The sequence below is a fragment of the Amycolatopsis sp. A133 genome, from assembly GCF_031082405.1.
Taxonomy (GTDB): domain Bacteria; phylum Actinomycetota; class Actinomycetes; order Mycobacteriales; family Pseudonocardiaceae; genus Amycolatopsis.
This window is the reverse complement of the sequence record NZ_JAVHJU010000067.1, coordinates 362,199-374,029: the sequence shown is the minus strand read 5'-3', so window position 1 is coordinate 374,029 and position 11,831 is coordinate 362,199. Positions and strand designations below refer to the sequence as shown.

The 11,831-nt window shown below is 70.5% G+C and carries 16 protein-coding genes; 7 read left to right on the top strand and 9 right to left on the bottom strand.

The window, feature by feature from the left end; genetic code table 11:
- Positions 1–86: 86 nt before the first annotated feature.
- Positions 87–743 (bottom strand): response regulator transcription factor, encoded by a 657-nt coding sequence (locus tag Q5425_RS40795; RefSeq protein WP_308677763.1) that lies wholly within the window; start codon positions 741–743, stop codon positions 87–89.
- A complete protein-coding gene (locus Q5425_RS40790; RefSeq protein WP_308677762.1) occupies positions 683–2,503 on the bottom strand; it encodes a histidine kinase in 1,821 nt (606 codons plus the stop codon). Before Q5425_RS40790 ends, Q5425_RS40795 begins: the two co-directional genes overlap by 61 nt.
- A gap of 171 nt (positions 2,504–2,674) precedes the next feature.
- Here Q5425_RS40790 and Q5425_RS40785 point away from each other — a divergent pair, with 171 nt between their 5' ends.
- The 3 genes from Q5425_RS40785 (at position 2,675) to Q5425_RS40775 (ending at position 4,612) form a co-directional block, all read left to right on the top strand.
- On the top strand, positions 2,675–3,388 hold the full coding sequence (locus Q5425_RS40785) for an ABC transporter ATP-binding protein (RefSeq protein ID WP_308677761.1): 714 nt from the start codon (positions 2,675–2,677) through the stop codon (positions 3,386–3,388).
- Positions 3,385–4,119: an ABC transporter permease gene (locus tag Q5425_RS40780; RefSeq protein WP_308677760.1), complete on the top strand. Its 735-nt coding sequence runs from the start codon at positions 3,385–3,387 to the stop codon at positions 4,117–4,119. Before Q5425_RS40785 ends, Q5425_RS40780 begins: the two co-directional genes overlap by 4 nt.
- Positions 4,120–4,219: 100 nt before the next feature.
- Positions 4,220–4,612: an SCO5389 family protein gene (locus Q5425_RS40775; protein ID WP_308677759.1), complete on the top strand. Its 393-nt coding sequence runs from the start codon at positions 4,220–4,222 to the stop codon at positions 4,610–4,612.
- Here Q5425_RS40775 and Q5425_RS40770 read toward each other — a convergent pair.
- The 3 genes from Q5425_RS40770 to Q5425_RS40760 are packed head-to-tail and all read right to left on the bottom strand — an operon-like array spanning position 4,581 to position 6,804.
- The gene (locus Q5425_RS40770) at positions 4,581–5,594 is read right to left on the bottom strand and encodes an LLM class flavin-dependent oxidoreductase (protein ID WP_308677758.1); all 1,014 of its coding nucleotides are present in this window, start codon (positions 5,592–5,594) and stop codon (positions 4,581–4,583) included. The two genes, Q5425_RS40775 and Q5425_RS40770, sit on opposite strands and share 32 nt — an antisense overlap.
- Positions 5,567–5,722: a hypothetical protein gene (locus Q5425_RS40765; RefSeq protein WP_308677757.1), complete on the bottom strand. Its 156-nt coding sequence runs from the start codon at positions 5,720–5,722 to the stop codon at positions 5,567–5,569. Before Q5425_RS40765 ends, Q5425_RS40770 begins: the two co-directional genes overlap by 28 nt.
- Complete coding sequence (locus Q5425_RS40760; RefSeq protein WP_396135362.1) at positions 5,722–6,804, bottom strand: class E sortase; 1,083 nt, start codon at positions 6,802–6,804, stop codon at positions 5,722–5,724. Before Q5425_RS40760 ends, Q5425_RS40765 begins: the two co-directional genes overlap by 1 nt.
- 186 nt (positions 6,805–6,990) lie before the next feature.
- Here Q5425_RS40760 and crgA point away from each other — a divergent pair, with 186 nt between their 5' ends.
- Entirely contained in the window at positions 6,991–7,257 is a 267-nt protein-coding gene (gene crgA / locus Q5425_RS40755; RefSeq protein ID WP_043787021.1) for a cell division protein CrgA, read from the top strand.
- Positions 7,258–7,369: 112 nt separating this feature from the next.
- Positions 7,370–7,747 carry a PH domain-containing protein gene (locus Q5425_RS40750; RefSeq protein WP_308677912.1) on the top strand — a complete coding sequence of 126 codons (378 nt, stop codon included), beginning with the start codon at positions 7,370–7,372 and terminating at the stop codon, positions 7,745–7,747.
- On the opposite strand, the gene Q5425_RS40745 is transcribed toward Q5425_RS40750, so the two are convergent.
- Entirely contained in the window at positions 7,744–8,538 is a 795-nt protein-coding gene (locus tag Q5425_RS40745) for a rhomboid family intramembrane serine protease (protein WP_308677756.1), read from the bottom strand. The genes Q5425_RS40750 and Q5425_RS40745 overlap by 4 nt on opposite strands.
- Before the next feature lie 196 nt (positions 8,539–8,734).
- Entirely contained in the window at positions 8,735–9,253 is a 519-nt protein-coding gene (locus tag Q5425_RS40740; RefSeq protein ID WP_308677755.1) for a peptidylprolyl isomerase, read from the bottom strand.
- 90 nt (positions 9,254–9,343) lie between these two features.
- Here Q5425_RS40740 and Q5425_RS40735 point away from each other — a divergent pair, with 90 nt between their 5' ends.
- Entirely contained in the window at positions 9,344–9,880 is a 537-nt protein-coding gene (locus tag Q5425_RS40735) for a hypothetical protein (RefSeq protein WP_308677754.1), read from the top strand.
- A gap of 79 nt (positions 9,881–9,959) precedes the next feature.
- Here the strand turns inward: Q5425_RS40735 and Q5425_RS40730 are convergent, their stop codons facing one another.
- Positions 9,960–10,412, bottom strand: coding sequence for a DUF6918 family protein (locus tag Q5425_RS40730; RefSeq protein WP_308677753.1), 453 nt, complete (start codon positions 10,410–10,412; stop codon positions 9,960–9,962).
- 148 nt (positions 10,413–10,560) lie between these two features.
- The gene (locus Q5425_RS40725) at positions 10,561–11,088 is read right to left on the bottom strand and encodes a DUF2020 domain-containing protein (protein ID WP_308677752.1); all 528 of its coding nucleotides are present in this window, start codon (positions 11,086–11,088) and stop codon (positions 10,561–10,563) included.
- An 82-nt stretch (positions 11,089–11,170) separates the two neighbouring features.
- Between Q5425_RS40725 and Q5425_RS40720 the strand changes: the two genes are divergently transcribed.
- Positions 11,171–11,830, top strand: a complete 660-nt coding sequence (locus Q5425_RS40720; RefSeq protein WP_308677751.1) for a hypothetical protein — start codon at positions 11,171–11,173, stop codon at positions 11,828–11,830.
- Position 11,831 lies beyond the last annotated feature (1 nt).

The following is an 11,831-nucleotide window of genomic DNA, read 5'->3' as shown; positions in this document are numbered from 1 at the left end:
CGGTGTCGCTCTTCGGCGGCACGACCCCGCTGGTGATGCAGTCGCTGATCTCCGCGACCGGCCACGACTGTAACCCGCCTTACCACTCACGACATGCCGAGGTAGGTGAGCACGGCCAGCACGCGGCGGTTCGTGTCGTCCGAAGCCGTGATGTCCAGCTTCGCGAAGATGTTCGCCGTGTGCTTGCCGACCGCTCCTTCGCTGAAGTGCAGCCGGGACGCGATCGCCGCGTTGGAGCAGCCTTCCGCCATCAGCGACAGGACCTCGCGCTCGCGCGTGGTCAGCGCCGCCAGCGGGTCGGACGCGTTGCCCGCGACCAGTTTCGCGATCACCTCGGGGTCCATCACCGTGCCGCCCGCCGCGACCCGGCGGACGGCGTCGATGAACTGCTCCGCGTTGAACACCCGGTCCTTCAGCAGGTAGCCGATCGCGCCGGTGCCGTCGGCGAGCAGTTCGCGCGCGTACAGCTGCTCGACGTGCTGGGACAGCACGAGGATCGGCAGCCCGGGAATCTCGCGGCGGGCCGCCAGCGCGGCCTGCAGTCCCTCGTCGGTGTTCGTCGGCGGCATCCGTACGTCCACAATGGACACATCGGGGTGGTGTTCGCGCAAGGCGGCCACGAGTTCCGGGCCGCTGCCGACCGCCGCGACGACGTCGAAGCCGTGTGCGGTCAGGAGGTGCGTCAGGCCGTCTCGGAGAAGGTACTGGTCTTCCGCGACGAGGGTTTTTGGTCGAGCTGACACGGGATCTCCAGTATCGCCTTCGTCGGGCCGCCGATCGGGCTGGTCAGCGTCAACCTACCGTCGAACCCGCCCAGCCTGCGTTCGATCCCGCGGAGTCCCGAACCGAGCGCCGGGTTCGCGCCGCCCGGGCCTTCGTCGGTCACCACCACCGTCAGCAGGTCGTCCGCGAACGCGACCTCGATCGCGACCCGCTTGGCGCCGTGCTTCGCCGCGTTGCCCAGCAATTCCGACACCGCGAAGTACACGCACGCCTCCACCGGCTCCTCCAGCCGTCCCGGCAGCGAGCCGGTGACCTCGGCCTTCAACGGGCTGTCCAGCGCCAGCGCCCGCACGGCGTCCAGCAGCCCGCGTTCGGAGAGCACCGGCGGGTGGATGCCGCGGATCAGCACCCGCAGCTCGGTGAGCGCTTCCGCCGACGCCGCGCGCAGCTCGGCCGCGAGCCGTTTCGCCGCCGCCGGGTCGGTGTCCACCAGCGCCTCGACCGCGCCGAGCTTCATCCCCATCGCGACCAGCCTCGACTGGATGCCGTCGTGCAGGTCGCGCTCGATCCGGCGCAGCTCCGCGGCCTGCGTGACCGTGACGTCGGAACGCGTCTGCTTCAGCCGTTCGACGCGCTGGGCGAGCCGGGACGACTCGGTCGGCCCGAACCACAGCCGCGCGAACCGGGCCTGCAGGCGCGCGAGCCACGGCGTCAGCACCAAGCCGCCGGCGGCCATCGCCAGCAGGACCGGGGTCTGCGCCAGGGCCCCGAGGTGCGTCGACACCACCGGCAACGGGAACCAATCGACGCGAGCGGACACGAACGGCCGCCAGATCCACAACGCCGCCAGCCCGACGGTGCCCCGGCCGACCAACACGACCGTCGGCAGGACCAGCGCCAGCGAAACGACGGGCACGAGCACCCCACCGGCCAAGTCGCGCCAAGTGGCCCGGTCACGCAGGATCCACCGCATCCGCGCGCGCTGGATCGCCCAGAACGGCTCCTCGTACAACTGCTGGCCGACCTGGTAGAGCCCGTCGGGCCGGGGCACCGGCAACCCCGGTGGCGGCAGGTACGGGCGCGCGATGTGCACACCCGTCCAGTTCCCGGCCTCGCGGCGCAGCGTGTTGGTGATCTCCCGGGTCCACAACACGACGGGGATCGCCCGCGGCAGGAAGCCGATCATGAGGACCAGCTGCACCACGGAAAACACCAGCTGCACCACGGAGAGCGCCAGCAGCCCGGCCTGCTGCCCCAGCTGTTCGAGGTGCCGGTGCAGCCACTTCGGGCGGGGTTCGGCGGGCGGGCGGAGACCGAGCCACCAACGCGTCCACCGGCCGTAGCCGCGCAGCACCACCGGGCCGCCGAGCAGGACGGCGACCGGCAGCAGCAGCGTGCACAGCGGGTTCGCCAGCTGCCAGGCGAATTCACGCATCGAGGCCGGGTCTTCCATCGCCCACGTGAGGCGGTGCTGCCAGCGGATCCAGAACGCCCGTTTGTAGAGCTGGTTGCCGTCGCGGTACCAGCCGTCGCGCTCGCGCACCGGCTCCGGCGGCTCGGGCCGGTACGGCGCCGGGATCTCGGCCCCGCACCAGCGCCCGGCCAGCGCGCGCATGGTCGCCGACCTCCCGCGGGCCCATTCGACCGTGGGACCGAAGAAGAAGACGATCCCGACGCAGAGCAGCGCGAAGGTGATCAGCTGGATCAGCACGTCGAGCCAGCTGAGCAACGAGAACGCGGCCAGCGCGAACGCCCGGCCGACCGCACGCAGGTACCCCATCCGGCACCTCCCTTCCCCCGAGGATCCTCGCCGACCGACGCCGGATCGCGCACTGCCCGCAGCCCCCCGAACGGGGTGGGCCCAGCCCCACCCCCGCTTCAGCAAAACGCTACCTGAGCTGGGGTTTCAGCGTCATTCCGGACGCGGCCGCGGGTTCGTAGCTTCGTAGCCATGCCCCTCATCGAAGTCACCGGCCTCCGCAAGTGCTACGGCACCCGGGTCGCGGTCGACGGCGTTTCGTTCACCGTCGAGCGCGGCGAAATCTTCGGCATCCTCGGCACGAACGGCGCCGGGAAGACCACCACCGTCGAATGCCTCCAAGGACTCCGCCGGGCCGACGGCGGCACGATCTCCGTGCTCGGCCTGAACCCGGAGACCGAACGCGCGGCGCTGACCCGCCGTGTCGGCGTCCAGCTGCAGGAAAGCCAGCTGCCCGCGAAGCTGCGGGTGCGCGAAGCGCTGGAACTGTTCGCCTCCTTCTACCCGTCGCCGGCCGACGTCGACGTCCTGCTCGACCAGCTCGACCTGCGCGAGCACGCCCGCAGCTACTTCGGGAAGCTCTCCGGCGGCCAGAAACAGCGCGTGTCGATCGCGCTGGCGCTGGTGGGGCGCCCCGAGCTGGCGATCCTCGACGAGCTGACCACCGGGCTCGACCCGCACGCCCGCCGCGAAACCTGGCGGCTCGTCGAAGGCGTCCGCGCCACCGGCGTCACCGTCTTGCTCGTCACGCACTTCATGGACGAGGCCGAACGGCTTTGCGACCGCGTCGCGATCTTCGACGCCGGGCGCGTGGTCGCCACCGGCACCCCGGCCGAGCTCCGCGCCGCGGCCGGAGCATCCACTTTGGACGACGCGTTCGTCTCGCTCACGAGGAGTGCCCGGTGAACACCTTCGCCAAGATCACCACCACCGAGACCAAGCTGTTCCTCCGCTCGCCGCTGATGGCGGTGGTGGGCATCCTGCTGCCGGCCGCCCTGCTGCTGGGCATCGGCGCCATCCCGGGCATGACAGAACCCAGCGAGGCGGCCGGCGGGTACCGGTTCATCGATGCCTGGGTGCCGTCGCTGATCGTCGTCACCCTCGCCGCGCTCGCGCTGCAGTCGATCCCGGGCGCCGTGGCCACCTATCGCGAGCAGGGCGTGCTGCGGCGGCTGGCCACGACCCCGGCGCACCCGGCGAACCTGCTGGGCGCGCAGCTGCTGATCCACGTGGTCGTCGCACTGGCCGGCATCGGGCTCGTCCTCGGCCTGGCCGACGCGGTCTACGACGTGCCGATGCCCAAGCACCCGCTGGTCTTCCTCCTGACGCTGGTGCTCGGGGTCGTCTCGATGTTCGCGCTCGGCCTGGTCACCGCCTCGATCGCCCGCACGGCCAAGAGCGCGGGCGGGCTCGCGATGGTGTCGTTCGTGCCGATCATGTTCTTCGGCGGCGTCTACCTGCCGAGGCCGCTGCTGCCGGAGGTCCTCCGCCGGGTCGGCGACTACGTGCCGCCGGGCTCGCAGGCCCTGCAAGACGCCTGGGTCGGGACCGGCGTACAGCCGCTGCAGCTGGCCGCGCTCGCCGCCTTCGCGGTGCTCGGAACGGTGCTGGCGGCGAAGCTCTTCCGCTGGGAGTGACCGGGCCTTGCGCCAAAGTGGTGATGATCATCGTTTTCTCTTGTGGCCGGGCCACCCGGCCGGTAGCCAAGAGGGTGGCCCTGCTCAAACTGGAGGTTCGATGTCCCTGGACGTGTCACCCGCGTTGCTGGAGAAGGCCGAGCGCGGAGAGGTCACCGACGCCGAGTTCGTCACCTGCGTCAAGGAATCCCTGCCGTACGCCTGGGAGGTCATCACCGGCGTCATCGCCGACGCCGAGGGCGCGGCGGACGGCTTCGCCGACAACGAGACGCCGCCGCCGAGCGAGGCCGCCCGCGGGCAGCTGCTGCGGGCGCTGGCCTCGGACGCGATCCGCGGCGGCCTCGAGCGGCACTTCGGCGTCAAGCTGGCGTTCCAGAACTGCCACCGGGTCGCGGTGTTCCGCCAGTCGGAAGTGGCGGGTGACCGCTACCGCGCGTTCGTCTCCCCGCGCGGCCAGCTGCTCAACCAGAGCCCGGAACTGCGGGACTGCTAGCCCGCAGCGCGGGCAGCACCTCGGTGCCGATCCGCGCGATGTTCGCGAACGTGCCCTCCGGCGTACCCGACGCTTCCACGAGCATCAGCACGTGGGAGACGCCGGTGCGCCGGAGGCTCGTTTCCAGCGTCCGGACGCAGTGGGCCGCGTCGCCGACCGGGTGAATCGCGCAGAGCCGTTCGGTGTATTCGACCGGATCCCGGCCGGGGCCGGGCCGCCCGTCGACCGTGACGTGCGCGCCGAGCCCGTCCTCCAGCCACCCGGGCAGGGCTTTCTGCACCACTTCGGCGTCGCCCACTTGGCAAAGCACGGTCGAGACGTGGTCCGCCGGTTTCCCGTAGGCGGCGACGGTCTTGGCTTTTTCCTCGTCGTCGGCGTGCAGACCGAGCAGCAGCGGCAAATCCCGGTCCGCGGCTTGGCGAACGGCGGCCGACTTCGGCCCACCGCACGCGACGACGACGTCCGGCCGCCGTTCCGGCGCCGGCACCACGGGCACCTCGCGGAAGGCGAAGTGCCTCCCTCGGGCTTCGACGCGGCCGGTGGTGGCGCGCAGGAAGACGTCGAGGGTCTCCTCGAAACCGGTCTCGTAGCGGTCCAGGCCCGTCCCGAAGACCTCGAGGTCCTGCCAGGGGCCACCCCGGCCGACGCCGAGCCGCAGCCGTCCCCCGGAGACGGCGTCGAGCATCGCCCACTGCTCGGCCAGCGCGACCGGGTGCGTCGTCGACAGGACGCTGACCGCCGTGCCGACGCCGATCCGCGACGTCCGCCCGAGCACGTGCGCGGCGAGGGTGAGCGCGGAGGGGCAGACGCCGTAGGGCATGAAGTGGTGCTCGGCGAACCAGACGTCGTCGAAGCCGGCCGCTTCGGCCAGCTCGGCGGCCCGCACCGACCGGCGGAGGACGTCGCCGTCCGCCTGGCCGGGGAACCGGCCGCTGACCAGGAAGACGCCGAACCTCAGTTGACCGCGACCTCGTTGAACCACAGCCGCGGCTCCAGCCAGGGGAACACAACGAACATCAGCAGCGCGATCACGCCGAGCACCAGCACGACCGAGATCGTCAGCTTCGCCGCGAACGGACCGGGCAGCTTTCCCCAGATCCAGGCGTACATCAGGCCTCCCCGATCTTCGAAAGCAGGTCGCCGTAGTCCTTGACCTGGTTCTTCGGTACCTGCTGGGTCAGCACCGAGGTGATGATGAGCCGCTCCTTGGCGGAGAACTGGGGGTGGCACGTGGTGAGCGTGAGCAGCGCGGCCTGCTGGGCCTTCGGCAGCACGTCGGCGCCCTTGTACGGGACCGGGTTCACCGCGGTGCCCTGGCTGGGCAGCACGACCTTGCGGCCGAACGTCTCGCTGTACGCACCGCCGTCCTCGGGCCCTCCGTCGCGCAGGGTCGACACGCCTTTGCACTTCGGGTCGGCGCCCTTGCCGCCGGCCCAGTCCTGGACCTCGTCGTCGTAGGGCAGGACCTTGTAGATGTAGAAGTCGGTCGAGGTTTCGATCACGATCTGGTCACAAGACGAGAGGTTGTCCAGGTCGTTGAACGGGGCACCCTTGCCGACGCGGTGGCCGGCCACCGCGAAGTTGCCGGGCTCGCCGGGCAGCGCCGTGCCCTTGTAGTGGCCGGGGCCGACTTCCAGGGCGGTGTCGTCGGTGCCCTCCTGGATGGTGAAGTTGTAGTCGACGCCGAAGCTGGGGATGTGGATGCGGGCGAACGCCTTGCCGTCGATCAGCTCGGGGTGCAGCGTGCGGTCGTGCGCCCATTCGCCGTCGAGCTGGTCGCTCGCCTCGGACTGCTTGCCCGCCGAGAACAGGTCGGTCACGTAGAGCTCGTAGACCATGAACAGCAGCACGACCAGGCCTAGCGTGATGAGGACTTCGCCGGCGGTCCGGATCGCGACGCCGCCCTTGCCGAGCGGGGCCGGGGCGGGCTTCTCCTTGGTCGCCGCGCCGCCCTTCCCGACCGGGGCGATGATGACGGTCTCCTCGCTCGCGCCGGGTGGCGGGGGCGGGGTCGTGTAGCGGCGGGGCGGCGGGCCCGGCGGACGCCGCGGCGGCTGGCCCTGGGGGCCGCGCTGGGGCTGGCGGGGCGGCACCTGGCCGTGCGGGGGCGTGAGGGGACGGCGTTGCGGCGTGGGCTGACCGTGCCCGGGGTATCTGCGCCGGTCGTCTTCCGGTCCTTCGCGCGTAGCCACGCAAGCTCCTCTCAAGCCGCGTCGAACCCTGGGTGACCCCGTTGTCACGGTCCGGGAAATCCGACCACTCCTGGCCGCTGCTTTCCTGCGGTCGTTTACGTTAACGTGTGCACGTGGCGCCGGTTGCGCACCCTCAGCGGGACGTCGCCACCAGACGAGCCCGAAGAGCACCGCGAGGAACACACGATGCCCAAGTCCAAGGTCCGCAAGAAGACCGCTTACACCCCGCCTGCCGACCGGCGCACGCCGGTGAAGGTGCGGGCCGCAGGCCCGACCGGCCTCGCCTGGAAGATCCCGATGTTCGGGTTGATGCTGCTCGGCCTGGTGTGGCTGCTGGTCAACTACATCGCCGGGGACAAGATCTCCTGGATGGCCGACCTGGGCAACTGGAACTTCGCCGGCGGGTTCGCGCTGATGATCGCGGGTCTGCTCATGACTATGCGTTGGCGCTGATTATTACTCCAATTGGCGGCTTGACGTCGAATTACAGCGGTGTGACTCATCCCCAGTGTGGATAACCCCTGTGGATAACTACCCCACCTCTTGGGCGCCCCGTCCGGCCGTTGTGGTATCGGCCTGGGCGGTCACCGCCTTGCTGCTGGCCGGCGTGGTGGCCGCCGCGCTGAGCGGCGACCGCGGCGGGCTGGTGCTGTTCGCGCTGGCGGCCGCGGCCGTCGGCGCGTTCGCCGGGCACGCCACCGTCGTCCGGCCGAGGCTGGCCGCCGACGCCGACGGCCTGGTCGCCCGGACGCTGAGCGGCACGCAGCGGCTGCCGTGGGCGCAGACGCGCACCCGGCTCCGCACCACCCGGCGGATGGGCCGCGACGGCGTCACGCTCGAGATCGAGCACGACGAGCAGCTGTACGTCTTCGGGTGGCTGGACCTCGGCGAAGACCCGCGGGACGTCCTGGACGTCCTCAGCACGCTTCGGGCGCGCAGCTAGACGCAGAAGTAGGTCGGGACGCCGCGGTACGGCACGAAGCCGCAGGTCGCCGCGCCGAACCGGCTCCCCTGGTAGGCCAGCAGGCCGATGATGGCGAGCGTGATGATCGCGAGTCCCACGGCCTGCCAGCGCGCCTGGTTGACCTCCGGCGCGTAGAGCAGGGCGACCGTGACCAGCGCGCCGGTCACCAGCCCGCCGAGGTGCGCGTAGATCGAAATGCCCTGGATGCCGAAGGTGATGAACGCGTTGAGGGCGAGGGTGATGATCAGCCCGGTCGGGTTCAGCCGCAGCTTCAGCACGATCACCGCGTAGGCGCCCATCAGGCCGAACAGCGCCCCGGACGCGCCCGCCGTCCGGGAACCGGGCTCGTCGAAGAGCAGGACCGCGGCGGAGGCGCCGAGCATCGACATGAAGTAGAGCGCGAGGTAGCGGCCGCGGCCGCAGATCTGCTCCAGGGCCCGGCCCATCATCCAGAGCGAGAACATGTTGACCGCGACGTGGATCGGCCCGTAGTGCAGGAACCCGTTGGTCAGGACCCGCCACCACTCGTCGTCGCCCAGGGTCGCGGCGACGTAGAGGCTGCCGCGCTGGAAGGCGGTCGAGAAGTCGTTGTCGCCGAGGCTCTGGGCCTGGAAGACCGTGAAGAGGTAAACCAGGACGTTCACCGCGAGGATGACCTGGGTGACGAGCACCGACTGGGAGAGGCGCGCCCCGAAGACCGTCCGCTCGTCGAGGCCGGCTTCCTGGTAGCCGCGGTGCTGACGGCGCTGCTGCTGGCTACCGGCGTGCACGCAGTCGGTGCACTGGAAGCCGACGGGTGCTTCGCGGAGGCAATCCGGGCACGCCGGACGCCCGCACCGGGAACAGCTCAGTCCGGTCGGGCGGTTCGGGTGCCACCAGCACCCGGGGAGCGCGGCTTGTTCGGCGGCGGGGTTCGGCGGTTGGTTCACGATGAGACCAACCTACCGAACCGTCGCCGAGAAGCCGTCAGTGCTCGATGGTGACCTTTTCGATCACGATGTCGGTCAGCGGGCGGTCCGCCGGGCCGGTCGACGTTCGGCCGATCGCGTCGACGACGGTGCGCGACTCCTGGTCGGCCACCTCGCCGAAGATCGTGTGCTTGAAGTTCAGGTGGGTGGTCGGCGCCACGGTGATGAAGAACTGCGAGCCGTTGGTGCCGGGCCCGGCGTTGGCCATGGCCAGCAGGTACGGCTTGCTGAACTGCAGCTCCGGGTGGAACTCGTCGCCGAACTTGTAGCCGGGGCCGCCGCGACCGGTGCCGGTCGGGTCGCCGCCCTGCAGCATGAAGCCGTCGATGACCCGGTGGAAGATCGAACCGTCGTAGAACGGGCCGGAGTTCGTGCCCGCCGCGTTCGGCTGGGAGTACTCCTTGGTGCCCTCCGCGAGCCCCACGAAGTTCGCCACCGTCTTCGGCGCGTGGTCCGGGAACAGGTTCAGGTGGATGTCACCCTGGTTGGTGTGCAGCGTAGCTTTCACGTACCTCATCGTGCCATCTGCGGGCGGGCGGCGCGGAAAAGGGGCACGATAGGTTACGGGTAACAGAGCAGTGTCAAAACGAATGATGAGGTGAAGCCCATGTCCCGGGCGACAGCCCAGGCCGTCGAGACCGCCGACAAACTCGTCACCGAGGGTGTCAAGCAGGGGCGGCGCGCGCAGCAGAAGCTCGCGAAGAAGACGGATCTGACCCGCAAGGAGCTCAAGAAGAGCTCGAAGGCCGCTCGCCAGGAGGCGCTCGCGCGCCTGTCCGAGCTGCGCAAGCCGGGTCGCAAGGCGAAGAAGGCCGCCATCAAGGCCGCGAAGGCGGCCGGCGACTCGAAGCGCCGTGGCAAGAAGGACTTCAAGGCGGCGAAGAAGGACTTCTACGCCGCGCTGTCCGAGGCCAAGTCGGCCGCCAAGGGCACCCGCAGCCGTCGCAAGTGGCCGTGGCTGCTCGGCTTGGTCGTGGCCGGCGCCGGTGCCGCCTACGCCCTCCGTTCGAAGCAGGAGCCGCCGGTCGCGCCTGCGCCGCCGAAGGCCACCCCGCCCGCGCCGAAGCCCGCCGAAGCGGCGAAGCCGACCCCGCAGGCCAACGGCAAGGCGCCTTCGCCGGCGCCCGCCGACAAGAAGAACTGAACCAGACGCGAAGAGGCCCCCGGGGGTGCAGCCGGGGGCCTCTTCAGTCTGGAACTGCTTCAGTCGTGCCTGGAACCGATCAGACGGCAGCGGCGTGCTTGTCGATCAGCTGGCCGAGACGCGGCAGCGCCTCCTCGACGTTCTTCTTGCCGTTCGGGCGCAGCTTGCCGTAGACCTTCTTGATGCTGTCGCGGCTGCTCTTCTCGGCGCGCGAGTCGGTGACGCTCAGCAGCGCGTCGGAAGCCTCGTCCGAGCGGCTGGACAGGTAGGCGCCGAAGTCGTTGCCGCCCTTGGCGCGGTAGTCGCCGTAGAACGGCTCGAGCGCGGTGGCGAAGTCCGGCAGCAGCGTGTCGACGGCCGAGGGGATGATGCCCGGCTTGATCTTCTTGACCGCGGCGAAGCCGGTCTTCACGACGGCACCCGAAACGCCGCCCTTGTCCGAGACCTCGGCGTCGACGAGGGTCTCGAAGTCGGACACGACAGCCGGGCGACGGCTGGAGTCGAGCAGGATGTCCTTGAGGGTGTCAGCCACGAATCTTGTCCTTTGTCGTTTGCAGAGTTGGTGCCCCGCCCCGGGGTGGGGATTCCCCGGTGGCTGCGGTGCGCGAGTCCACGAAGCCTGCGCGTGACCCACAGGGTAATACAAGATCAACATCACTCACCCGTGTGGAGCCCGCTACCTAGAGCTTCAGGGCAGCGATAGCCTTCTTCGCCACTGTGCGTGCCTTGACGCTCTGCTTCTGGTTGGTGGTCACCACGACGGCTGATGCCCCTTTCGCGACCGCGTAAACGGCGCCGTCGTCGCTGGAAAGGTAGCCGCCCTTCCAGCCCGCCGGGTCCGACGCCGGATTGGACGAGTCGACCGGCGCCGCCTTGTTGACCAGCGCCGTCGCCGTCTTCGCGTCCCCGACGTACACCCGGACCGTGAGCTGCACCTTCCCGTCCGGGCGGTAGAAGAAGCAGGCGGGGTGCGGCTGGTCGGCGGACACGCGCACCTTCGACACGTGCTGGCCGTTCGACTCGGCCACGAGTTCGCTGCCGAGGTAGGGGCAGTCCTCGGTCGCTCCCGGCTGGGGATCGGGCGGCAGGCCGTCGCCCGCGGCGGTGGACGCGGACGGCGGGCTGGGGGCGGCGGTACCGGTCACGATGGCGGGGCCGCAGCCGGCCAGCAGGGCCACGGCGGGCGCGAGAAGTACGAGTCGTCGCATAGCGCGGACAGTCAACCACGAAGCATGTGTGGAAACCGCTGGCTGACGCCGGCGTGACGAGGGGCCGTGCGACGATGACCCCGTGCTCACCCCCGAGCAGTACCTCGGCGCGATGGCCGAGCGCATCCAGCGGGCCGGTGGCCGGCTGAACACCGTGCCGATCGGACCCGCCACGGCCGTCGTCGGCCTGTTCACCGAGTCGGTCCTGCTCTCGACGATGAACTACTGCGTGATCGCCGCCGCCGTTCCCGAGGTCAGCGCGGCCGCGTTGTACGACTTCACCGGCCGCGCCACGCAGCACGCCCGCGCGAACCTGACCGGGACCATGGGCTGGACGGCGGCGTCCGTCGTCATCGCCGGCCTCGTCGGCGCGCGCGTGCACCCCGACGCCGCGCAGGCCGCGGCGGCGAAGTCGGGCAACCAGTTCGGCGGCGAGACGCGGATGGTCGCGGTGGACCTCTCGGCGGGGCAGCTGTACGCGTTCGTCGGCGGCAAGTTCTGGGGCGCCGCGGTCCAGGGTTCGGTCAACGCCAAGCTGACGTACTGCTTCCCGCAGCCCGCGGAGGTCTACCAGCAGGTGCAGTGGCAGCAGGCCCAGCAGCAGTACCCCGGTCAGCAGCCGCCGATGGCCGCGCCGGCGCCGCAGGTGCCGCCGCCGCCGTACGCCGGCCCGGCCGGTCCGCAGCCGCCGGTCTACCCACCGCCGGGGCCCGCGCCCCAGCGGGGTCCGTACGGTTACTGAC